Source organism: Bradyrhizobium sp. U87765 SZCCT0048 (assembly GCF_018131225.1).
Lineage (GTDB): Bacteria > Pseudomonadota > Alphaproteobacteria > Rhizobiales > Xanthobacteraceae > Bradyrhizobium_A.
Genome location: NZ_JAFCMM010000002.1, coordinates 616,046 through 636,776 on the forward strand (window position 1 = coordinate 616,046; position 20,731 = coordinate 636,776).

Annotated in this window: 20 protein-coding genes and 1 pseudogene; 9 read left to right on the top strand and 12 right to left on the bottom strand. The window is 68.9% G+C overall.

The annotated features are described in order from the left end of the window. Nucleotides 1–5: 5 nt before the first annotated feature. The 4 genes from JQ639_RS15930 to JQ639_RS15945 are packed head-to-tail and all read right to left on the bottom strand — an operon-like array spanning nucleotide 6 to nucleotide 3,860. Nucleotides 6–1,004 carry an ABC transporter ATP-binding protein gene (locus JQ639_RS15930; RefSeq protein WP_211966797.1) on the bottom strand — a complete coding sequence of 333 codons (999 nt, stop codon included), beginning with the start codon at nucleotides 1,002–1,004 and terminating at the stop codon, nucleotides 6–8. Beyond that, a complete protein-coding gene (locus tag JQ639_RS15935) occupies nucleotides 1,001–2,011 on the bottom strand; it encodes an ABC transporter ATP-binding protein (protein ID WP_211966796.1) in 1,011 nt (336 codons plus the stop codon). The genes JQ639_RS15930 and JQ639_RS15935 overlap by 4 nt, the downstream gene beginning before the upstream one ends. A gap of 9 nt (nucleotides 2,012–2,020) precedes the next feature. After that, nucleotides 2,021–2,914: an ABC transporter permease gene (locus tag JQ639_RS15940; RefSeq protein ID WP_211966795.1), complete on the bottom strand. Its 894-nt coding sequence runs from the start codon at nucleotides 2,912–2,914 to the stop codon at nucleotides 2,021–2,023. A gap of 4 nt (nucleotides 2,915–2,918) precedes the next feature. Next, nucleotides 2,919–3,860, bottom strand: coding sequence for an ABC transporter permease (locus JQ639_RS15945; protein WP_211966794.1), 942 nt, complete (start codon nucleotides 3,858–3,860; stop codon nucleotides 2,919–2,921). A gap of 178 nt (nucleotides 3,861–4,038) precedes the next feature. Here JQ639_RS15945 and JQ639_RS15950 point away from each other — a divergent pair, with 178 nt between their 5' ends. The 5 genes from JQ639_RS15950 to JQ639_RS15970 are packed head-to-tail and all read left to right on the top strand — an operon-like array spanning nucleotide 4,039 to nucleotide 8,849. Next, entirely contained in the window at nucleotides 4,039–5,082 is a 1,044-nt protein-coding gene (locus JQ639_RS15950; protein ID WP_211966793.1) for a LacI family DNA-binding transcriptional regulator, read from the top strand. Next, nucleotides 5,082–6,524, top strand: a complete 1,443-nt coding sequence (locus JQ639_RS15955; RefSeq protein WP_211966792.1) for an amidase — start codon at nucleotides 5,082–5,084, stop codon at nucleotides 6,522–6,524. Before JQ639_RS15950 ends, JQ639_RS15955 begins: the two co-directional genes overlap by 1 nt. Continuing rightward, a complete protein-coding gene (locus JQ639_RS15960; RefSeq protein WP_211966791.1) occupies nucleotides 6,521–7,567 on the top strand; it encodes an aldo/keto reductase in 1,047 nt (348 codons plus the stop codon). The genes JQ639_RS15955 and JQ639_RS15960 overlap by 4 nt, the downstream gene beginning before the upstream one ends. Next, nucleotides 7,564–8,415 (top strand): amidohydrolase family protein, encoded by an 852-nt coding sequence (locus JQ639_RS15965; protein WP_211966790.1) that lies wholly within the window; start codon nucleotides 7,564–7,566, stop codon nucleotides 8,413–8,415. Before JQ639_RS15960 ends, JQ639_RS15965 begins: the two co-directional genes overlap by 4 nt. Beyond that, nucleotides 8,409–8,849: an RbsD/FucU family protein gene (locus JQ639_RS15970; protein ID WP_211966789.1), complete on the top strand. Its 441-nt coding sequence runs from the start codon at nucleotides 8,409–8,411 to the stop codon at nucleotides 8,847–8,849. The genes JQ639_RS15965 and JQ639_RS15970 overlap by 7 nt, the downstream gene beginning before the upstream one ends. 12 nt (nucleotides 8,850–8,861) lie before the next feature. On the opposite strand, the pseudogene JQ639_RS15975 reads toward JQ639_RS15970, so the two are convergent. Continuing rightward, a pseudogene (locus JQ639_RS15975) lies at nucleotides 8,862–9,200 on the bottom strand (DUF3175 domain-containing protein); the annotation flags it as partial. Between the two features lie 59 nt (nucleotides 9,201–9,259). Between JQ639_RS15975 and JQ639_RS15980 the strand changes: the two are divergent. Next, entirely contained in the window at nucleotides 9,260–9,742 is a 483-nt protein-coding gene (locus JQ639_RS15980; protein ID WP_211966788.1) for a YbaK/EbsC family protein, read from the top strand. 209 nt (nucleotides 9,743–9,951) lie between these two features. Next, nucleotides 9,952–11,142 (top strand): ABC transporter substrate-binding protein, encoded by a 1,191-nt coding sequence (locus JQ639_RS15985; RefSeq protein ID WP_211966787.1) that lies wholly within the window; start codon nucleotides 9,952–9,954, stop codon nucleotides 11,140–11,142. Between the two features lie 242 nt (nucleotides 11,143–11,384). Here JQ639_RS15985 and JQ639_RS15990 read toward each other — a convergent pair whose 3' ends face one another. Continuing rightward, nucleotides 11,385–13,064 carry an acyl-CoA dehydrogenase family protein gene (locus tag JQ639_RS15990; RefSeq protein ID WP_211966786.1) on the bottom strand — a complete coding sequence of 560 codons (1,680 nt, stop codon included), beginning with the start codon at nucleotides 13,062–13,064 and terminating at the stop codon, nucleotides 11,385–11,387. Nucleotides 13,065–13,174: 110 nt separating this feature from the next. Between JQ639_RS15990 and JQ639_RS15995 the strand changes: the two genes are divergently transcribed. Next, complete coding sequence (locus JQ639_RS15995; RefSeq protein WP_211966785.1) at nucleotides 13,175–14,080, top strand: LysR family transcriptional regulator; 906 nt, start codon at nucleotides 13,175–13,177, stop codon at nucleotides 14,078–14,080. 172 nt (nucleotides 14,081–14,252) lie between these two features. After that, nucleotides 14,253–14,654, top strand: a complete 402-nt coding sequence (locus JQ639_RS16000) for a hypothetical protein (RefSeq protein WP_249123172.1) — start codon at nucleotides 14,253–14,255, stop codon at nucleotides 14,652–14,654. A gap of 24 nt (nucleotides 14,655–14,678) precedes the next feature. On the opposite strand, the gene JQ639_RS16005 is transcribed toward JQ639_RS16000, so the two are convergent. From JQ639_RS16005 to JQ639_RS16030, 6 genes are all read right to left on the bottom strand, one after another. Further along, nucleotides 14,679–16,256: a gamma-glutamyltransferase family protein gene (locus JQ639_RS16005; protein WP_211966784.1), complete on the bottom strand. Its 1,578-nt coding sequence runs from the start codon at nucleotides 16,254–16,256 to the stop codon at nucleotides 14,679–14,681. A 35-nt stretch (nucleotides 16,257–16,291) separates the two neighbouring features. After that, entirely contained in the window at nucleotides 16,292–17,137 is an 846-nt protein-coding gene (locus JQ639_RS16010; protein ID WP_211966783.1) for an aldo/keto reductase, read from the bottom strand. A gap of 170 nt (nucleotides 17,138–17,307) precedes the next feature. Further along, nucleotides 17,308–18,327 (bottom strand): glycosyltransferase family 4 protein, encoded by a 1,020-nt coding sequence (locus JQ639_RS16015; RefSeq protein WP_249123171.1) that lies wholly within the window; start codon nucleotides 18,325–18,327, stop codon nucleotides 17,308–17,310. Beyond that, nucleotides 18,327–19,442, bottom strand: coding sequence for a UDP-2,3-diacylglucosamine diphosphatase (locus JQ639_RS16020; RefSeq protein WP_211966781.1), 1,116 nt, complete (start codon nucleotides 19,440–19,442; stop codon nucleotides 18,327–18,329). The genes JQ639_RS16015 and JQ639_RS16020 overlap by 1 nt, the downstream gene beginning before the upstream one ends. Before the next feature lie 47 nt (nucleotides 19,443–19,489). Next, nucleotides 19,490–20,119, bottom strand: coding sequence for a DedA family protein (locus tag JQ639_RS16025; protein WP_211966780.1), 630 nt, complete (start codon nucleotides 20,117–20,119; stop codon nucleotides 19,490–19,492). A 9-nt stretch (nucleotides 20,120–20,128) separates the two neighbouring features. Next, nucleotides 20,129–20,707 carry a class I SAM-dependent methyltransferase gene (locus JQ639_RS16030; RefSeq protein WP_211966779.1) on the bottom strand — a complete coding sequence of 193 codons (579 nt, stop codon included), beginning with the start codon at nucleotides 20,705–20,707 and terminating at the stop codon, nucleotides 20,129–20,131. Nucleotides 20,708–20,731 lie beyond the last annotated feature (24 nt).

Consider the following 20,731-nt stretch of genomic DNA (forward strand, 5'->3'; position numbering starts at 1 on the left):
CATTTTCATTGTGATGACGCGAACGCCGGCGCGGCGTCTGCGCGCGGCACATGGTGGCAGGCGACACGATGACCATCCGCCTTGAGTTCGAGCGGCGGCGCCTGCGCGGCGCACAGCGCGCTCGCCAGCGGGCAGCGCGTGCGGAAGCGGCAGCCGGACGGCAGCGCACTCGCGCTGGGGATCTCGCCCTGCAGCAGCGCCCGCCGGCCGCGCTGGCTTGGATGCGTCACCGGGACGGAGCCGAGCAGCGCCTGCGCATAGGGATGTAAAGGGTTGCGAAAGAACGCGTCACGCGGCGCAATCTCGACAATGGTGCCGAGATACATCACCGCGACGGTGGTGCTGATGAACTCGACCACGCTGAGATCGTGGCTGATGAAGAGATAGGCCAGCCCGAGATCGCGCTTGAGGTCGGCGAGCAGGTTGAGGATCTGCGCCTGGATCGAGACATCAAGCGCAGCCACCGGCTCGTCCGCCACCACCACCGCGGGATTGAGGGCGAGCGCCCGCGCGATGCCGAGACGCTGGCGCTGGCCGCCGGAGAACTCGTGCGGAAAGCGGTCCCACTGATGGCGCGCGAGCCCGACACAGTCGAACAGCGTCTCGATGCGCCCGGCGAGCGCGGCGTCCCGTCCCTCGCCATAGTTGATCAACGGTTCGGCGACGATCTGGCGCGCGGTCATGCGCGGGTTGAGCGAGGCGAACGGATCCTGAAACACGAGCTGGACATCGCGGCGGGCGCGCCGCAGCGGCTCGCCGGTGATGCGGGTGACGTCCTGGCCCTTGAGGCGGATCGCACCCGCGGTCGGCTCGGTGAGCCGCAGCACCAGCCGCGCGACCGTCGACTTGCCGCAACCGGACTCGCCGACCAGCGCCAGCGTCTCGCCCTGCGCAAGAGTGAAGCTGACGCCGTCGACGGCGCGCACCGCGCCCTCGCCGCCGAACCAGCCGCGGCGGAACGTGTAGTGCTTGGTCAGCCCCTCGACCTCGAGCACCGCCGTCATGCCGCGCCTCCGCTCATCGCCGCCGGGGCGGCCTCCGGATGCCAGCACGTCACGACATGGGACGGCGCCAGCGATTGCGCGCGCGGCGGCGTCCGGCACTGCTCGGTCGCCGAGGCGCAGCGCGGCCCGAACGCGCAGCCCGCCGGAATGGCCGATGGCGACGGCACCATGCCCCTGATCTCGGTCAGGCGCTCGACCACTGCGCCGCCGGCGCGCCGCGACAGCCGCGGGATCGAGCGCATCAGGCCGCGCGTGTAGGGATGGCCGGCATGGTCGAACAGCGACACCACGTCGCTCTGCTCCACCACCTTGCCGGCGTACAGCACGGCGACGCGATCGGCGATCTCGGCGACGACGCCGAGGTCGTGGGTGATGAACATCACGGCCGTGCCGATCTCGCCGCGCAGCTCCGCCATCATCTCCAGGATCTGCGCCTGGATGGTGACGTCGAGGGCGGTGGTCGGCTCGTCGGCGATCAGGAGGCGCGGCCGGCACGCCAGCGCCATCGCGATCATGACGCGCTGGCGCATGCCGCCGGACAGTTGATGGGGATAGGCGGCGAACCGCCGCTCGGTATCGGGGATGCGCACCTTGCGGAACAGCGCCAGCGCTCGCTCGCGCGCGGCGGTCGCCGACACGGCCTCGTGGCGGCGGATGCCTTCGGTGACCTGCTCGCCGATGCGCAACACCGGATTGAGCGAGGTCATCGGCTCCTGGAAGATCATCGCAAGGTCCCGCCCGCGTAGCCCGCGCAGCGTGACCTCGTCGCAGGCGGCGAGGTCGACATCGCCGAGACGGATGTGGCCGTCATCGATGCGCGCGCCGCGCGGCAACAGCCGCATGATCGCAAGGGCCGTGAGGCTCTTGCCGCAGCCGGATTCGCCGACGAGGCACAGCGTCTCGCCGGCGGCGACGGTCAGCGACAGGTCGCGCACGATGGGACACCAGCCATCCGCCGTCTGCACCGACACCGTGAGGTTCTCGACCGACAACACAGGTTGCGACATGCCGCCCTCCTAGCGCCGCGCGCGGCGCGACAGCCGCGGATCGAGGGCATCGCGCAGGCCGTCGCCGAGCACATTGACGGTGAGCACCAGCAGCGCCAGCGCGACACCGGGAAACGCGATCATCCAGGGCGCGCGCTGCAGGTACTGCCGCCCCTCCGCCAGCATGTTGCCCCAGCTCGGAATGGTCGGCGGCGTTCCCGCGCCGAGAAACGACAGCACCGATTCCACGATCATCGCGGAGGCGAACACATAGGTCGCCTGGACGATCACCGGCGCGGCGACATTCGGCAGCACATGCCGCCACAGCAGGCGCGACAGCGGCGTGCCGTTGGTCACCGCGGCTTCGACGTAGGGCTGCTCGCGGATCACCAGCACCGAGCTGCGCACCACGCGCGCCATGCGCGGGATCTCGGCGATGCTGATGGCGATGACGACATTGCGGATGCTGGAGCCGAACAGCGACATCAGCGCGATCGCCAGCAGGATGCCCGGAATCGCCATGATGCCGTCCATCAGGCGCATGACGAGGTTGTCGATGCGGCGCAGGAAGCCGGCGATCAGGCCGAACAGGAGGCCGACCGCCGTGGTCACCGCCGCGACGAGAATGCCGACCGTCAGCGAGATGCGCGTGCCGTTCAGCGTGCGCGACAGCGTCGAGCGGCCGAACTGGTCGGTACCGAACAGGTGGTCGAGACCGGGCGTGCGCAGGCGCTGCAGCGGATTGAGCCGCGCCGGGTCGGGCAACACCAGCGGCGCAACCAGCGCGATGACGACGAACAGCGCCAGCACGGCGCCGCCGATCGCAATGACCGGATGGGCGGCGAGGAAGGCGGCGGTGCGGCGCGCGGTGCCATCGCGGCGCGGCACGGCGGCGACATCGGCGACGATCTCTCCGGCCGACATGGCGTCAGTACCGCACGCGCGGGTCAAACAGCACGTAGCTGAGATCGACCAGCAGGTTGATGACGACATAGACCGACGAGAACAGCAGGATCAGCCCCTGTACCACCGGATAATCGCGGCGCTGGATGGCATCGGTGGCGAGGCGCCCGAGGCCGGGTATATTGAACACCGTCTCGGTCACCACGACGCCACCGAGCAGCGCCGCCATGCCGATGCCGACCACGGTGACGATCGGCACCGCCGCGTTGCTGAGCGCGTGGCGGATGGTGATGCGCGACGGCGCCAGGCCCTTGGCGTTGGCGGTGCGGATATAGTCTTCCGACAGGACCTCGAGCAGGCTGGCGCGCGTCACCCGCGCCAGCAGCGAGGCATAGAGCAGCGCCAGCGCGACGCCCGGCAGCACGAGGCTGCGCAGGCAGGCGAGAAAGCCTTCGGCCAGCGGGACATAGCCCTGGGTCGGGAACCAGCCGAGGCTGAGCGCGAAGACATAGACCAGCAGGAACGCGACGACGAACACCGGCGAGGAGAAACCGAGCACGGCGAACGCCATGACGATGCGGTCGACGAGACCGCCGGCCCGCACCGCCGCCAGCGTGCCGAGCGGCAACGCGATCACCAGAGCGAACACGATGGCCACCAGCGCCAGCATCACCGTCGGCTCCAGCCGCTGGGCGATCAGGCGGGTCACCGGGATGTCGGAGAACACCGAGCGGCCGAGGTCGCCATGCAGCAGTTGCCCGCCCCAGGCCGACAGCTGATCGATCATCGGCCGGTTGAGGCCAAGCTGCTCGCGCACCGCCTCGATCTGCGCCGACGTCGCCTGGTCGCCGGCGATCACGATGGCCGGATCACCGGGAGTGATGCGCAGCAGGAAGAACACGAACAGCGCCACGAACACGAAAACGGGCACTGTCGAGACCACGCGGCGCAGCGCATAGCCGATCATGGCCGCGCCACCGCCCAATCGCCCTGCCCCGCCACGCTGACCTCCCGGCCGTTAATTTGTAACGTTTCAATCAGCCTCACATAGTTCTTATCGTGCTTCAAGCACATATTTTTCTTGCAAAGACGTCATTGATGGGAAATCTTGTCGCAGATTATTTTATCGTTTCAAAAGGACCGTGATGGCGACGATCCGCGACGTGGCGCGACTGGCAAACGTGTCGGTGACCACCGTGTCGAACGTCATCAACAGCCCGGACAAGGTCAGCCCCGAGCTGCTCGCGCGCGTGCAGGCGGCGATCGACAAGCTCGGCTACGCTCCCCATGCAGCCGCCCGCAGCCTGCGCAAGCGCGCCAGCGGGCTGCTCGGCCTGATCGTCGGCGACATCACCAACCCGTTTTTCTCCGAGCTGTTCGAGGCAGTGGAAGTCGCCGCGGCCGAGCGCGGCTTTTCCGTCATCCTCTGCAACGCGAACGAAAACCCGGAACGGGAAGAGACCCATTTGCGCATGCTGCGCACCCAGCGCATCGACGGACTGATCCTCGCACCCAGCGGCGTCGTGTCGATGAACCGCGCGGCGCTGCTGGCGGCCCTCGAAATTCCCGTGGTGCTGGTCGACCGCGCCATGGAGGGGCTCGGGTATGATGCCGTGGTGCTGGACAATCACCGCGCGGCCTATGACGCCACCAGCCATGTCATCGCCTGCGGCCACCGCCGCATCGCGCTGATCAACGGCTCGCCGACGGTGCGCACCGCCACAGACCGTCTGCAGGGCTATCGCGAGGCGCTGCTCGCCGCCGGCGTCGCCTTCGACGCGGACCTTGTGCGCGACGCCGGCTTCCGCGAGCAGCCGGCCCATGAAGCGGCGCTAGCACTGTTGCGCCAGCCCGATCGCCCGACCGCGATCTTCACCACCAACAATCTCATGACCATCGGCGTGCTGCGCGCCGTCGCCGAACTCGGCCTGAGCTGCCCGGCGGACGTGTCGCTGATCGGCATCGACGACCTGCCATGGGCCGAGGCGGTATCGCCGCGCCTCACCATGGTGGCGCAGCCGGTGCGCGCCATGGGCGAGGCCGCGCTCAACCTGCTGGCACGGCGTCTCGCCGGCAGTCATGCCGGCCCCGGCACCACCGTGGTGATGGAGCCGCGCCTGATCGTGCGCAACTCCTGCGCCGCACCGGCACGCGAATCCAACACCCTGTCCCACAGCAAAGGCCGCTGATGTCCCACGATCTCGTCACCCTCGGCGCCGTCGCCGTGCACCGCCTGCTCGCGCGCGGCGAAGTCACCTCCGCCGAGCTGGTCGAGGCCGCCGCAAAGCGCATCGCCATGGTCGAGCCCGCCGTCAACGCGCTGCCGACGCTGAGCCTGGAGCGCGCTCGTGCCCAGGCGGAGGCAGCCGACCAGGCGCGGCGCGCCGGCCGCGCGACGCTGCTCGGCGGCCTGCCGATCGTCGTCAAGGACAACAACGACGTCGCCGGTGTGCGCACCACCAGTGGCACGCCGATTTTCAGGGATCGCGTCGCCGAGGTGTCCGACCGCACCGTCGCCCGCCTCGAAGCCAACGGCGCGATCGTGCTCGGCAAATCCAACCTCTCCGAGCTCGGCGGCGCCCAGACCACCAACGCGGTCCACGGCGCGACGCGCAATCCCTACGACACGCGCCTGACCTGCGGCGGCTCGTCGGGCGGCGCGGCGGTGGCGCTCGCCACCGGCGAAGCGTGGCTCGCCCACGGCAACGATCTCGGCGGCAGCCTGCGCATCCCCGCGGCGTTCTGCAACGTCACGGGCCTGCGCCCGACGCCGGGGCGAGTGCCGCGCAAGCGCCTCGCCAATCCCTTCGACACCATGGCCGTGGAAGGGCCGATGGCGCGCGACGTCGCCGACCTTGCCCTGATGTTCGACGCCATGGTCGGCTATGACCCCGGCGACCTCCTGACATCGCCGGGCAGCGAACCGCCGTTCCGCGACGCCGCCGCGGCGCCGCTGCGGCCAGAGCGCCTCGCCGTCTCCGTCGACCTCGGGGCGTTGCCGATCGCCGCCGAGATTCGCGCGGCGATGGCCGGACTGACCGACGTGTTCGCGCGCGCCGGCGTCGCCATCACCCACGCTTCCCCGGATGTCACCGGCACCATGGACGCCTTCCTGGCGCTGCGCGGCGCGAGCTTCCTGTCTGCCTGGGACCCGTTCCTGCCGGCGCAGCATGCGCTGTTTCCGCCGCCGGTGATGGAGGACATCGAGCGCGGCCGCCATCAGGCCGGTGTCGCACTCGCAGCCGCGGAACGCACCCGCGCCGACCTCTATCGCCGCACCATCGACTTTCTCGATACCCATCGCTTCCTGGTCTGCCCGGCGACACAGGCGATGCCGTTCGATATCGGGACGCTGTACCTGCACGAGCTCGAAGGCCGTTCGCTCTCGACCTATATCGACTGGATCGCGATCACCGCGATCTGGTCGCTGACGGGCTGCCCGGCGATCGCCATCCCGATCGGCTTCTCACAGAATGGCCTGCCGATCGGCATCCAGATCCTCGCGCACCCGCGCCGCGAGGCAGACCTGTTTCAGCTCGCCGCCTGGATCGAGCGCGAGCTGGCGCTGCCGTGCGCGCCGATCAATCCGCGCCCGACGGCGCAGCCACATGGCGGGGACTGCGTGCGGTGACGACGCCCTCCCCACGCCCGCCGACCTCGTCCCTGCCGGTGCGCCGGCTCGGCCGCAGCCGCCTGAACGTCAGCACCATCGGCTTCGGCGCCGCGCCGATTGGCGACCTCTACGGCCACCTCGACGACGCCACCGCCATCGCCGCGGTCAACAGCGCCTTCGACGCCGGCATGACGCTGTTCGACATGGCGCCGCTCTATGGCCACGGTCTCGCCGAGCATCGCTGCGGCACGGCGCTGCGTCGTCATCCGCGCGACGCCTTCGTGGTCTCGACCAAGGTCGGCCGCTGGATGGATCCGACGCGCAGCTCGGGCGCCCGCTCCGGCTATATCGGCGGCCTGCCACACGCCGCCGTGATCGACTATTCCTACGACGGCACCCTGCGCGCGTTCGAGCAATCGCTGCTGCGCACCGGCCTGCCGCGCATCGACATCCTGCTGATCCACGACGTCGATGTCTGGACTCATGGCAAGGACGCCATCGAGCGCCGCTTCGGCGAGGCCATGGACGGCGCCTACCGTGCGCTCGAGCGGCTGCGCGCCGAGAAGGCGATTGCCGCCATCGGTGTCGGCGTCAACGAGGCGGAGATGTGCGAGCGCTTCGCCCATGCCGGCGACTTCGATGTCATGCTGCTGGCGGGCCGCTACTCGCTGCTGGAGCAGCCGGCGCTGCACACCTTCCTGCCGACCGCCGCGCGCAAGGACATCGGGGTCATGCTCGGCGGCGTGTTCAACTCCGGCATCCTCGCCACCGGCGCGCGTCCCGGGGCGCATTACAACTACACCGAGGCGCCGCCCGCGATCATGGCGCGCGTCGCGCGCATCGAGGCGGTGTGCGACGCCCACAATGTGAAACTCGCCGATGCAGCGCTGCAGTTTCCATTGGCGCATCCCGCGATCGCGAGCGTCGTGCTCGGCGCGACATCGCCGCAGGAAGTCGAGCGCAACGTCGCGGCGCTGACACGCCCGATCCCGGCCACCCTGTGGCGCGATCTCAAGAGCGAAGGCCTGCTCGACGCCGACGTGCCGGTGCCCACGCCATGAGCCGCATCGACGCCCATCAGCATGTCTGGCGCCTGTCACGCGGCGACTATGGCTGGCTGACGCCTGCGCTCGGGCCGATCTACCGCGACTTCACGCCGGACGACCTCGCGCCGCATCTCGCCGCCCATGACATCGCCGCCACCATCCTGGTGCAGGCGGCGCCGACGGCGGCCGAGACAGCTTTTCTGCTCGACATCGCCAGAACGACCGACTTCGTCGCCGGCGTGGTCGGCTGGACGGATTTCGATGCGCCGGACGCTCCAGCCGCGATCGCCGGATTGGCCGCCAATCCTCTCCTTGTGGGCCTGCGGCCGATGGTGCAGGACATCGCCGACGACGACTGGCTCGCACGTGCCGCGCTGGCATCGGCGTTCGATGCCATTGTCGCGCAGAACCTGGTGTTCGACGCGCTGCTCAAGCCGCGCCATCTGCCCCGGCTGATCGCAGCGCTCGATCGCCATCCGCAGCTCGCGGTCGTGATCGACCATGGCGCCAAGCCCGCGATCGGCGGGGACGACGACGATGCCTGGCGCGCCGGCATCGCCGCGGCGGCACGCTATCCCAACGTCGCCTGCAAACTTTCCGGTCTCGTCACCGAAGCGCCCGCGCATTGGCAGATCGACGACCTCCGCCCTTATGTCGAATATCTGCTGACGTGCTTCGGCCCGCAGCGGCTGATCTGGGGCAGCGACTGGCCCGTCGTCACACTGGCCGCCGACTATGGCCGCTGGGTCGCGGCCGCTGAACACCTGATGGCGCCCCTCGACGACGAGGCCCGCGCCGCCGTATTCGGCGGCAACGCGCGCCGCATCTATCTCGCCCACCGTGGAAAGCCCATCGCATGCTGAAAGGGATCGATCCCCTCCTGTCGCCGGACCTGTTGTGGCTGATGGCCGCGATGGGCCATGGCGACGACCTCGCCGTGGTCGACGCCAATCATCCGGCCGAGCGCATCGCCATGGCTTCCATCAGCAAGCGCCTCGTGCGTCTGCCCGGCCTCGCACTGCCGCAGGTGATCGCCGCGATCCTCACGGTATTTCCGCTCGACACTTCGGAGCCCGATCCCGTCCGCGCGATGATCGACGTGCGCACACCTGACACACCGCCCATTCACGACGCCGCCCTCCATGAGATCAACCGCCGCGTGCAGCCACCGCTTGCGCTCGGCGCGCTGGAGCGCTTCGCGTTCTACGATCACGCCAGGTCGAGCTTCGGCGTGGTGCAGGTCGGCGATATCAGCCCGTTCGGCTGCTTCCTGCTGCGCAAGGGCACGCTCGGCTGAAGCCTCACGCCCGCCGAAGGCGCGGCGCAGTTCGTCCTTGGCTGCCTCCAGCTTGCGGCGGCGGGTCTGCGGCAGATTATTGCCGGCACGGTTGATGTAAAATACCAGCATCGACATGGCGGAGCGATAGGGATCACTCTTGCGGCGGTGGCTGTGCTCCGCCGAACGCTTCAGCGAACGCGCGATCGCCGCCGGACTGTCGAGCGTAAATACCTTCTTCCTCAGGTCGAGCGCATCGCTGGTCGCGGTGACGCGTTGCGACCAGCGGCGGGGCGTCCTGCGTGTTCCGGCCCTTGTCCGCGCCGGCCGGTGCCGGCCCGGCTGCTTGTGCGATCCCGACGATTTCGGCATGGTAGCATCTCCTTCCGCGCCTCGGCGCCGCATTCATCCCCCCTGTCCAGGACAACGTCATGAGCCTCGAATCGGTCCGCGCGTTCTTTGCCGCGAACGCCCCCGACATCACGGTGATGGAATCGCCACAGAGTTCCGCCACCGTCGCGCTTGCCGCGGAGGCCTTCGGCGTCACGCCGGACCGCATCGCCAAGACGCTGTCGCTGCGGGTCGGCGACCGCGTGATGCTGGTGGTGACCTGCGGCACGGCACGGCTCGACAACAGGAAGGCGCGTGCCGTGTTCGGCGGCAAGCCGCGCATGCTCAACGCCGAGGAAGTGGTCGCCGCCACCAGCCACCCGGTCGGCGGCGTCTGCCCGTTCGGCCTGCCGACGGCGCTGCCTGTGTATTGTAACATCTCGTTGCGCGCGTTCGACGAGGTGGTGCCGGCCGCCGGTGCCACCAACAGCGCGGTTCGGATCACTCCCGAACGCATGGCTGCATTGACCGCCGCCGAGTGGGTCGACGTCTGCGAACTGGCCCCGCCGGTCCCTGCGGGCTGAGGCGCACGGCCGGCTCGCCCTGCGGCGAACTGCGTCGCGCCCCGCGAGCAAGCTCCGTGTTCTCGGAAACAAGGCCTGTGCTCTGGGAAACAAGCCCCGCGCTCTCGGAAAAAGGTCTGATCGCACAGTCCGGCAACTTTGCTGTACAACGGGGCCACGCCGCACCAGCCGGCAGCTCCAAAACCCTATCAAGAAGTCGGGAGGCATTGATGAAACTGAGATTATTGACCGTTGTGGCCGCTTGCAGCCTGTTGCTCGGCGGCGCCGCGTCGGCGCAGGGCGTCAAGATCGGCATTCTGAACGACCAGTCGGGCGTCTATGCCGACTACGGCGGCAAGTGGTCGATCGAAGCCGCCAAGATGGCCATCGAAGACTTCGGCGGCGAGGTGCTCGGCCAGAAGATCGATCTCGTCTCCGCCGACCACCAGAACAAGCCCGACCTCGCGGTCAGCATCGCGCGCAAGTGGTTCGACGTCGACAAGGTCGACATGATCACCGAGCTGACCACCTCCTCGGTCGCGCTGGCAGTTCAGGACCTTGCCAAGCAGGAAAAGAAGATCGACATCGTGGTCGGCGCGGCGACTTCGCGCATCACCGGTGATGCCTGCACGCCCTACGGCTTTCACTGGTCGTTCGACACCCACGCCCTCGGCGTCGGCACCGGCGGCGCGCTGACCGAGCAGGGTGGCGACACCTGGTTCTTCCTGACCGCCGACTATGCGTTCGGCTATTCGCTGGAGCAGGATACTGCGGAGATCGTCAAGGCCAAGGGTGGCAAGGTCCTCGGTTCGGTCCGCCATCCGCTGAACTCGTCGGACTTCTCCTCGTTCCTGCTGCAGGCCCAGAGCTCCAAGGCCAAGGTCATCGGCCTCGCCAATGCCGGCCTCGACACCTCCAACTCGATCAAGCAGGCGGCCGAGTTCGGCATCGTCTCCGGCGGCCAGAAGCTCGCCGGCCTGCTGATGACGCTGGCGGAAGTCCATGGCCTCGGCCTGCAGGCGGCTCAAGGCCTCGTGCTCACCGAAGCCTTCTATTGGGATCGCGACGACAAGTCGCGCGCTTTCGGCGAGCGCTTCTTCAAGCGTACCGGCCGCATGCCCAGCATGATCCAGGCCGGCACCTATTCGGCGACGCTGCAGTACCTCAAGGCGGTGAAGGCCGCCGGCACCAAGGACAGCGACGCGGTGGCCAAGAAGCTGAAGGAGCTGCCTGTTGATGACGCCTTCGCCCAGGGCAAGGTGCAGGAGAACGGCCGCATGGTGCACGACCTCTACCTGTTCGAGGTCAAGAAGCCGTCGGAATCCAAGAAGCCGTGGGACTACTACAAGGTGCTCGCCACCGTGCCCGGCGACAAGGCGTTCCCCACCGCCAAGGACAGCGGCTGCCCGCTGACCAAGTGAGCTGACGGCCGCGCACCCGCGCGACACCCGGACGCGCCGTACGGTTCGAGATCAAGGCGGAGGCGAAAGCCTCCGCTTTTTTTTGTTGGTTGTCGCAGATATCGGACGTCGGAAACAAAGATCGAGCAATGCGCCTCCCATGGTGAGGAAGCGCGCAAGCGCCGTCTCGAACCACGAAGCCGAGGCGCTCCGCAGAACGAGGAGCAGTGCATCGCGCCGGGACGCCAATCAAAGCCGAACGCCTATCCCGCCAGCACGCTGTCGATATCGGCGGCCTCGGCGTCATCCACCACCAGCGGATCGCGCGGCAGGAGGCGGTGGGTGAGGACAAGGCGCGCCAGCGCCAGGCGATGCGGCGCGGCGATCGCCGCAGCCTCATGGGCGAGGCCGATCGCCGAGGTGATGTGATAGAGCGCGGAGGCCGCCTGCCGCGCCTGCGGCTCCGCCTTGCGGGCGGCGACGTCGGCGGCGAAGGCACAGGCCCGCTCGAGCTGGCCGGCGAACAGCGCCTGGGTCGGCGCGTCGAGCGCGGCGGCCTTCAACAGCGCCGCATTGTGCGCCTTCAGCGCCGGCAGCGCGTCATCGCGGGCGATGGCGCGCGACACGTCGAGCGCGACGATGTTGGACGTGCCCTCCCAGATCGAGCCGAGATGGGCGTCGCGCAGCAGCCGCGCGTCGGGCCACTCCTCGATGTAGCCGCAGCCGCCGCGCACCTCCATGGCGTCGCCCGTGACCTTGCGGGCGTCGCGGCAGGCGCGGAACTTGATCAGCGGCGTCATGATGCGCGCGAGCCTGGCACCCTCGGCCTCGCCGCGGTTGGCGCGGTCGAGCGCATCCGCGGTCAGGAACATCATGCTGCGCGCCTGTTCAGTCCACACCAGCATCTTGGCGAGCTGGCGGCGCATCAGCGGCAGCTCGATCAGCCGCTTGCCGAACGCCTGGCGGCGGCGGGCGATGAACAGCGCCTCGCTGGTGGCGCGCCGCATCAGACCAGCGGCCCGCACCCCGTTCGACAGCCGCGAGTTGTTGACCATGTCGGCCATCTGGTGGAAGCCGCGGCCACGCTCACCGACGAGATAGGCCTCGGCACCTTCGAGACGGATCTCGCCGCTCGCCATCGAGCGGGTGCCGAGCTTGTCCTTGAGTCGCAGGATGCGATAGGCGTTCGGCGTGCCGTCGCCGCGGATCCTGGGCAGCAGAAACAGCGACACGCCCTTCAGTCCCGGCGCATCCTCGCTCCGCGCCAATACCATCGCGAGGTCGGCGTCGGCGTTGGAGCAGAACCACTTGTCGCCGGTCAGCTGCCAGGTGCCGTCTGCCTGAAGCGTAGCGCGCGTCGCGGTGGCGGCGACGTCGGAGCCTGCGCCCTGCTCGGTCATGAACATCGCGCCCTGGGTCAGCTCGTCGAAATCGAGGGTCGTCAGACGCTCGATGAAGCGGCCGACGAGATTGGGATCGCCGTAGCGCTTCAGGGTGCGGGTCAACGAATCCGTCATGCTGACCGGGCACATCAGGCCGAACTCGGCCTGTACGAACAGGTAGGTCAGTGCATACTTCGCCGCGGGCGGCATCGGCTCGGCCCAGCCGAGCGCGCCGCGATGCGACACCGCCGCGAGGCCGAGTTCGGCGAACGCCAGCTTCTCCATCTCGACATAGGCCGGATGCTTCTCGACGACATTGCAGTCCTCGCCGGTACGTCGGCGGACGCTGAGCGTCGGCGGATTGTGATCCGCGATCGCAGCGAGCTCGTCGAGACGGCCGCCCGCGAGGCCGCCGAGGCGATCGAAGGTCGGCGCGAGATGCCGGAACAGCGCGTCCGGCAGATAGTGGCCGAACAGCGCCGCGGAATCACGGTCGGCGCGATAGAGGTTGAGACCGCGCGAATCGGGGATCGGGCCAGCGAGATCGAGATCGGCCTTCATGGCGGTGCCTCCGGTGAACGGTTTCCCGCCATGGTCGCGCGGCGGATCGATAGCGTCCAATACTAATTTCCGTGCTATTGATACATCAGACGTATGGATTGGAGTCGGACATGGACCTTCGCCAGCTACGCTACTTCGCGGTGCTCGCCGAGGAGAAGCATTTCGGCCGCGCGGCGCAGCGGCTGGCGTTGTCGCAACCGCCGCTGAGCACCGCGATCCGCCAGCTCGAGGCCGAGATCGGCGCGAAGCTGTTCGCGCGCACCAGCCGCCATGTCAGCCTGACGCCTGCCGGCGTTGCGCTACAGCGCGAGGCGCAGGTGCTGCTGCGCCGCGCCGACGAGGCCCGCGCGCTGGTGAAGGCGGTGGCGGAGGGCCATGGCGCGCGCTTTCGCGTCGGCTTCGCCGGATCGATGCTGTACCGCGGCCTGCCGGCGCTGCTCGCCGATGTCGGCACCCTCGCGCCGGACATCGAGCTGACCTTGCAGGAGCTCAACTCGACCGAGCAGATCGAGGCGTTGCACCGCGACGAGATCGACCTCGGCTTCATCCACGGCCGCAGCACGCCCGACGGTCTCGACGGCTTCCGCTATCACGCCGAGCCGTTCGTCGCCTGCGTGCCCGACGGCCATGCCGCTGCGCGCGCCCGCACGCTGCGCCTGACACGGCTGCAGCACGAGGATTTCGTGCTGTTCTCTCAGCGGGTGTCGCCGGACTATTTCCAGTCGGTGATGGCGATCTGTCTCGCCGCCGGCTTCATGCCGCGGGTGCGCCACGAGGTGCGCCACTGGCTGAGCGTGGTGTCGTTCGTCGCCAACGGCCTCGGCGTCGCGCTGGTGCCGCGCACGCTCGCGACCTCGCATCTCGCCGGCGCCACCTTCGTGCCGATCGAGCGCAGCGACATTCTCTCGGAGACATGGTGCGTGTGGAAGGCCGGCGAGGCGCGCCCTGCGCTGGACAAACTCATTCACGCCGCGCGCGCACGCTCACGCGCGCTGAAACAGCCTTTCCGCAGTTGAAACAGTAGCGCAACTGCCGAGTCGCGCGAAGCGACTTCGACGCAGCCGTTCGAAGATGGCCGCCGGCCGGCAGCACGATGACATTCCCGTGATTGGCTTGTTTTGATGCAACCAATGCCGCGTGGCCGTGCGTTTCCCACGATGGAACCGAAGAGCGGCCGTCGATCGCGCCATGCGGATCGGCGGTCGCATCATGATCAGCACTATTGGCACGATTGATGCTTCGCTCTTCGTCCAAGGAGGTGATGTGATGCGCACAGTCATTTTCTTGGCCCTCACCCTCGGGCTTGCTACGCCGGGCCTTGCCGTCGCCCATGACGCCGACGGCCGGCCCAACTGGATCGCGGAGGGCGCCTATAAGGGAAAAGACGGAGTCCACTGCTGCGGTCCGACCGACTGCGAGATGCTGGACTCCCGTGACGTGCAGGTGCGGCCTGACGGCATCTGGCTCGCGCGTTTCAAGGAGTTGGTGCCGTTCGACCAGGCGACGCCGAGCGAAGACGGCAAGATCTGGCGCTGCCACAGCCTGAGCGGCGAACGGCGCTGTTTCTTCATGGGGTACGGCACGATGTAGCGCGTCCGGCTCGCCGCGCCGGGATCAGTACCCCAGCGCCATGCCGTCCTTGCGATGGTCGCTGGCGCCGAGCAGCACGCCGCGGGCGTGATCGATGTAGATCGCCTGACAACCGCCGAGCGGGGTCTCCACCCACTCCAGCCTGTGCCCGCGTCCGGTCAGATCGTCGCCGATCGCGCGCGCGATCGTCGGCTCCAATTGCAGCACGCCATCGATGGCGAACGACCGCGGCGCGTCCGACGCCGACTGGATGTCCATCCCCAGATCGAACACGTTGGACAGAAACTGGGCGTGGCCGGTCGCCTGATAGTGGCCGCCCATCACCCCGAACGGCATCACAGCCCGGCCATCCCTGACCACCATGCCGGGAATGATGGTGTGCATCGGTCGCTTGCGCGGTGCCAGCGCATTGGGATGGGACGCGTCGAGCCGGAAGCCCCAGCCGCGGTTGTGCAGCAGCACCCCCGATTGCGGTGCGTAAATGGCGCTGCCGAACGCGGCGAACAGCGAATTGATGAACGACACCGCGTTGAGATCGCGGTCGACCACGGTGAGGTACACCGTGTCGCGATGGGCGACCTCGTCCCAGTCGGCGGCGCTGGAAGCGCGCGCCGGCGAGATCGTGCCGCGCAGCCGGCCGATGAACGCATCGCCGGTGAAATGCGCCGCATCGAGCGGTCCGAACGCCGGATCGCAGAAATAGGCGTCGCGGGCGCGATACGCCGCCTTGGTCGCCTCGGCCAGCAGATGAATGCGATCGGCTTCGCTCAGCGATCGCAACGCGTCGCCCTCCAGCATGCGCAGGATCATCAGCGCCGCGAGCCCTTGCCCGTTGGGCGGACACTCGTAGACGTCGTGGCCGCGATAGCGCGCCGTGATCGGCGTCACCTCGTCGCCGCGATGGGCAGCGAAGTCTGCCGCCGCGTGGCAGCCGCCGAGCTGGCCGAGCACCGCGGCGATCTCGTCCGCCACCTCGCCTTCATAGAAGGCGTTGCGGCCCTCGCGGGCGATGCGCCGCAGCGTGCGACCAAGCGCCGGCTGCGCGCGCCGCTCGCCGGTCTCCGGCGCGTGGCCACCGGGCAGAAACTGCGCCGCCGCGGCGGCGTTGCCCTGCAGCTTGGCGCGGAAGCGCTGCCAGTCGAAGGCGACGCGCGGCGTGATGCGAAAGCCGTTCTCGGCCGCATCGATCGCCGGCTGCAGGATGCGCTCCAGCGGCAGCGAGCCATGAGCGGCATTGAGATGGCACCAGGCGTCGACCGCCCCGGGGATGGTCACCGCATCGGCCGACGTCGGCGCGATCTGGCTGAGCCCGGCACGCGTCAGGCGCTCCAGCTCGGTCGCCGCGGGCGCGCGGCCCGAGCCGTTGTAGGCCACCGGCACACCGCCGGCCCGGGCATAGAGCACGAAGCAGTCGCCGCCGATGCCGGTCATCGCCGGCTCGACCACGCATTGGACGGCCACGGCCGCAATCGCCGCGTCCATGGCATTGCCGCCGGCCTGCAGGATGGCGAGCGCTGCCTGCGTCGCCTGCGGATGCGAGGTTGCGGCCATGCCGCGCTCGCCGACCGCCAGCGACCGGCCTGGAGTCATGAAATCACGCATGCGGCGTCTCCCTTGCGATGGTGCGGCTCACCCGCTCAGAGCATCGGCAGATGGTGTGGCTTCGGGCCGCGCGGAAAAGCGGCGTCGAGCGCGGCGATGTCGTCCGCGCCCAGCACCAGGCGCAGCGCCGCCGCGTTGTCGGCGGCGTGGGCGGCCGAAGCCGCCTTCGGAATCGGAAACACCGACGGGCGCCGCGCCAGGAACGCCAGCGCGATCTGGCGCGGTGTCGCCTGGTGACGCGCGGCGATCTGCGCCAGCACCTTGCCGCCCGCGGAGCGCGGCGGCGGAAAGTCGTTATGGCCGAACGGCGAATAGGCGACCACGGCGACGCTTTCACGTTCGCACCACGGAATCACCGCATGCTCGATGGCGCGCTCGTTGAGATGGTAGAGCACCTGATTGCAGGCGATGCGGCCCGGTCCGGCGATCGCCAGCAGTTCGTCGAGATCCTCGACATCGAAATTGCTGACGCCCCAGGACCGGATCTTGCCCGCCGCGACCAGTTGCTCAAGCGCGGCGACGGTGTCTTCCAGCGGATGGTTGCCGCGCCAGTGCAGCAGATAGCAGTCGAGCCGGTCGGTCTTCAGCCGCGCCAGCGAACGCTCGCAGGCGGTGACCGTGCCGCGGCGCGAAGCGTTGCTCGGCAGCACCTTGGACACGAGGAAGCAGTCGTCACGGCGGCGGGCAATCGCCTCGGCGATCACCAGCTCGGCATCGCCATACATCTCCGCGGTGTCGATATGGGTCATGCCGAGGTCGAGCCCGCGGCGCAGGCTCTCGACCGCGGCCTTGCGGTCGCCGCTGTCGATGTACCACGTCCCCTGCCCGATGACGGAAACGGCATGGCCGGTCAGGCCGAACGGGCGGGTCGAGGATACCATGGGCATTCACACGAAGGCAGGTCCGTCGGGTGCGTGATTCGCACCCCGCGGAACGTTGAGACGGGCGGGCGGGGCTCGATCGGCGATGATCGAGGCCGGCGCATCCTATGTCCCGGGGAAGGCCTTCGCAATGTCCGGCCCTGTTCCCCACGGCCATGTGACGAGGCGGATCAGGCGGCGCCGACGAACAGGCCATGGGCCTGCCGGACGTTGTCGAGGAACTGGCCGACGCTGTGGCGCCAGGTGAAGCGGAGCGCATGGTCGCGGCATTTGTCGCGGGGAATGTCGAGCGCCTGCAGCGCGGCGCGCCGCAGATCGCGATCGAGACAGCCGCAGCCGGATTCGCCGACGACGTCGAGCGGCCCCATCACCGGAAACGCCGCCACCGGCACGCCGCTGGCCAGCGCCTCGAGCAACACGATGCCGAACGTGTCGGTGCGGCTCGGAAACACGAACACATCGGCCGCCGCATAGACCTCGGCCAGGGCTTCGCCGGTACGCAGGCCAAGGAAATGCACGTCGGGAAAGCGCTCGGGCAGACGATCGCGCAGCGGGCCATCGCCCACCACCACCTTGGAGCCGGGCAGGTCGAGGGCAAGAAACGCCTCGACGTTCTTCTCCACGGCAAGGCGGCCGACGAACAGGAACACCGGGTGTGCAAAGCGCTGGCGCGACCGCGGGCGCGGGCGGAACAGCTCGGCGTCGACGCCGCGCGACCATGGCATCAGCTTGCGGAAGCCGTGCGCCGCAAGATCGCGCGCCAGCGTCGGCGAGCCGACCATGGTGCCCTCGCCGCTGTTGTGAAAGCGCCGCAGCGTCGCATAGCTCAGAGCCAGCGGCACCGGCAGGCGCGCCGCGAGATATTCGGGGAAACGGGTGTGATAGCTGGTGGTGAAGGCGTGGCCATCCCGGCGGCAGACATGGCGCGCCGCCCAGCCGATCGGCCCTTCGGTGGCGATGTGCACGGCATCGGCGCGCGACGTCGCGATGGCGCGGCGCACCGTGTCGGGCCACGGCCAGGCCAGGCGGATTTCCTTGTAGCCGGGCAGCGGCACGGTCGGAAAATCATCCGGCGTGAGAAAGGCAACCTCGGCGCCGAACGCCGGCGCCTCGCGCGCCAGATGCTCGAGCGAGCGCACCACGCCGTTGACCTGCGGCCGCCACGCATCGGTGACCACGAGGATGCGCATCACGCCGCCCGCGCCAGCGGCGTGACCGCCGCGGCGCGCTGATGCTGCGGCCGCGGCCAGTGCACGATCTCGAACCGACCATCGGCATGCTCGACCACGGCGGAGCATGATTCCACCCAGTCGCCGGTGTTGATGTAGCGCACCCCGAAATCATCGTGCATCACCGGATGGTGGATGTGGCCGCAGATCACGCCCTGCACGGCATGGCGCTGCGCCGCCGCGCACAGCTCCTGCTCGAAACGGCCGATGTGACTGACGGCTTTCTTGACGCTGACCTTGGCCCACGCCGAGAACGACCAGTACGGCAGACCGCAGCGTGCACGCAGGCGGTTGAGGCCGGCGTTGAGCACCAGCGCGGCGCGATAGGCCCAGTCGCCGGCCAGCGCCAGCCAGCGCGCGCGCCGCACCACGACATCGAACTGGTCGCCATGGATCACGAGATAGGCGCGACCGTCGGCGCCGTGGTGGATGGCGTGATCGACCAGTTGCACGCCGCCGAACGCCACCCCGGCATGGGCCCGCAGGAACTCGTCGTGATTGCCCGGCAGATAAACGACACGCGTGCCACGGCGCGCATGGCGCAGCAGCTCGTGCACCACGTCCTGGTGCGCCTGCGGCCAGTACCAGGCGGCGTTGAGGCGCCAGCCATCGAGGATGTCGCCCACGAGATAGAGCGTCTCCGGCTCGTAGCGGCGCAGGCAGGCGAGCAGCAGTTCGGCCTGGCTGCCATGGGTGCCGAGATGGGCGTCGGACACGAACAGCGCCCGCACCCGCACGACGTCCTGCGGCCGGATCACTGTTTCCGCCTGCGGCGCGCTGCATGGAGAATCGAGCAGTTGGGAGGCTCGGCGCGGCGTGGCGATCGCCGCGGTCTCGCGCAGCAGCGCCGCCATCACGCTGGCGAGCCCGGCCATCGCCTGCGAGGCATCGCGTGCGACGGTCCGGCGCACGGCGGCACGCTGCCAGCCGATGCCGGCCGCGAAGGCGAGTAGCGCCAGCGCGGCGCCCCAGTAGCGCCCGGCCACCATGGTGCTCGCGACCTGGTGGCCCGACAGCAGGATCGCCGCCAGCATGATGGCGCCCGGCAGTGCCGAGCGCGACAACAACAGCTTCATGTCCACCTCCACATCCGAAACGCCCCGGGCTCGAGGGCCGTCCGGCGTCAGCCGCGATCTGCGGCGAACGCACGACGATGCGCCGCCCGGGACCGGCACATCCGCACCGTCATAAAAATCAGAGTCTCGGCGGCGATGAGCACGATCGCGGTCCAGAAGCCGACTTGCGCCGCATCGTGACCGCTGTTGCGCAGCAGGTAGCCGAGACACAGAAACGGCACGTTCCAGATCAGCGTGCCGATCGCCGTCGCTGCCACGAAGGTGAGCGGTTCGAGCCGCAGCACGCCCGCCGGCAAGGACAGATAGACCCGCGCCATCGGCACGGTCTGGCCGAGCAGCGTGACCCAGAAATGGTTGTTGCGATAAGCCTCGGTGAGGCGAGCGTAGAGCGCCGGCTTGAGAAAAGCGAATTTACCGAACCGCGCCACGAGACGGGTGACGCGCGCATCGCCGAGCACGCAGCCGATGCCATACCAGCCGCAGGCGCCACCGAGCGATCCGAGCGCGGTGGCGAGCACCATCAGCGCGAGGCCCACGCCATCCGCGGCGCTCATGCCGATCAGCATCAGCAGCACATAGGACGGCAGCACCGGCACGAATTTTTCGGCGAAGGCAAGACCGGCGATGCCGACGAGACCGCAGCCGAGCCAGGCGGCAAAGAAGCTGGACGGATCCATGCGTGCCTCTCAGCCAGCCTGCTGGCGCCGCGAGATGCGGTAGACCGAAGCCGGCGGCACGTTGCGCATCGTCTGGCCGATACGCACCGCCTCGAGATCGAGCGCCTGCAGGATCGCATCCGGCACCGGACAACGCGGACCATAGGTGATCTGGTAGAACGCGCCGTTGGGACGCAGATAGCGGAATGCACCGGTCAGGATCGCCGTGACCTTGCGCGGCGGCATCGTCAGCAGACCCAGTCCGCTGATCACCGCCCCGACCGCGCCCGGCTCGAACAGCTCGTACTTGCCGATCCACGCCGCATCCATCCACAGGATGCGCGCCTGCGGAAAGCGCTCCAGCAGCAGGCGCACGAAGTCGGAGCCATATTCGATCAGCGTCAGGTCCTGCTCGCGCACGCCGCGCTCGAGCAGGGCATAGGTGAAGGGTCCAGTGCCCGGCCCCAGCTCGATCACGGGTCCGGTTCGCGCATCGATGTCCTGCGTCATCAGCGCGGCGGCCGCCGGCCCCGACGGCGCGACCGCGGCGACACGGATGGGATTGCGAACCCAGGCGGACAGAAACGGCATTACGTCGGCAAGCGGCATTGCGATTTTCCATGCAGGGGCGAT

Bases quoted from the DNA above. Each gene is read 5' to 3' on its own strand.
- JQ639_RS15930 (WP_211966797.1), bottom strand. From the start codon at position 1,004: ATGACGGCGGTGCTCGAGGTCGAGGGGCTGACCAAGCACTACACGTTC.
- JQ639_RS15935 (WP_211966796.1), bottom strand. From the start codon at position 2,011: ATGTCGCAACCTGTGTTGTCGGTCGAGAACCTCACGGTGTCGGTGCAG.
- JQ639_RS15940 (WP_211966795.1), bottom strand. From the start codon at position 2,914: ATGTCGGCCGGAGAGATCGTCGCCGATGTCGCCGCCGTGCCGCGCCGC.
- JQ639_RS15945 (WP_211966794.1), bottom strand. From the start codon at position 3,860: ATGATCGGCTATGCGCTGCGCCGCGTGGTCTCGACAGTGCCCGTTTTC.
- JQ639_RS15950 (WP_211966793.1), top strand. From the start codon at position 4,039: ATGGCGACGATCCGCGACGTGGCGCGACTGGCAAACGTGTCGGTGACC.
- JQ639_RS15955 (WP_211966792.1), top strand. From the start codon at position 5,082: ATGTCCCACGATCTCGTCACCCTCGGCGCCGTCGCCGTGCACCGCCTG.
- JQ639_RS15965 (WP_211966790.1), top strand. From the start codon at position 7,564: ATGAGCCGCATCGACGCCCATCAGCATGTCTGGCGCCTGTCACGCGGC.
- JQ639_RS15970 (WP_211966789.1), top strand. From the start codon at position 8,409: ATGCTGAAAGGGATCGATCCCCTCCTGTCGCCGGACCTGTTGTGGCTG.
- JQ639_RS15980 (WP_211966788.1), top strand. From the start codon at position 9,260: ATGAGCCTCGAATCGGTCCGCGCGTTCTTTGCCGCGAACGCCCCCGAC.
- JQ639_RS15985 (WP_211966787.1), top strand. From the start codon at position 9,952: ATGAAACTGAGATTATTGACCGTTGTGGCCGCTTGCAGCCTGTTGCTC.
- JQ639_RS15990 (WP_211966786.1), bottom strand. From the start codon at position 13,064: ATGAAGGCCGATCTCGATCTCGCTGGCCCGATCCCCGATTCGCGCGGT.
- JQ639_RS15995 (WP_211966785.1), top strand. From the start codon at position 13,175: ATGGACCTTCGCCAGCTACGCTACTTCGCGGTGCTCGCCGAGGAGAAG.
- JQ639_RS16000 (WP_249123172.1), top strand. From the start codon at position 14,253: ATGCGGATCGGCGGTCGCATCATGATCAGCACTATTGGCACGATTGAT.
- JQ639_RS16005 (WP_211966784.1), bottom strand. From the start codon at position 16,256: ATGCGTGATTTCATGACTCCAGGCCGGTCGCTGGCGGTCGGCGAGCGC.
- JQ639_RS16010 (WP_211966783.1), bottom strand. From the start codon at position 17,137: ATGGTATCCTCGACCCGCCCGTTCGGCCTGACCGGCCATGCCGTTTCC.
- JQ639_RS16015 (WP_249123171.1), bottom strand. From the start codon at position 18,327: ATGCGCATCCTCGTGGTCACCGATGCGTGGCGGCCGCAGGTCAACGGC.
- JQ639_RS16020 (WP_211966781.1), bottom strand. From the start codon at position 19,442: ATGAAGCTGTTGTTGTCGCGCTCGGCACTGCCGGGCGCCATCATGCTG.
- JQ639_RS16025 (WP_211966780.1), bottom strand. From the start codon at position 20,119: ATGGATCCGTCCAGCTTCTTTGCCGCCTGGCTCGGCTGCGGTCTCGTC.
- JQ639_RS16030 (WP_211966779.1), bottom strand. From the start codon at position 20,707: ATGCCGCTTGCCGACGTAATGCCGTTTCTGTCCGCCTGGGTTCGCAAT.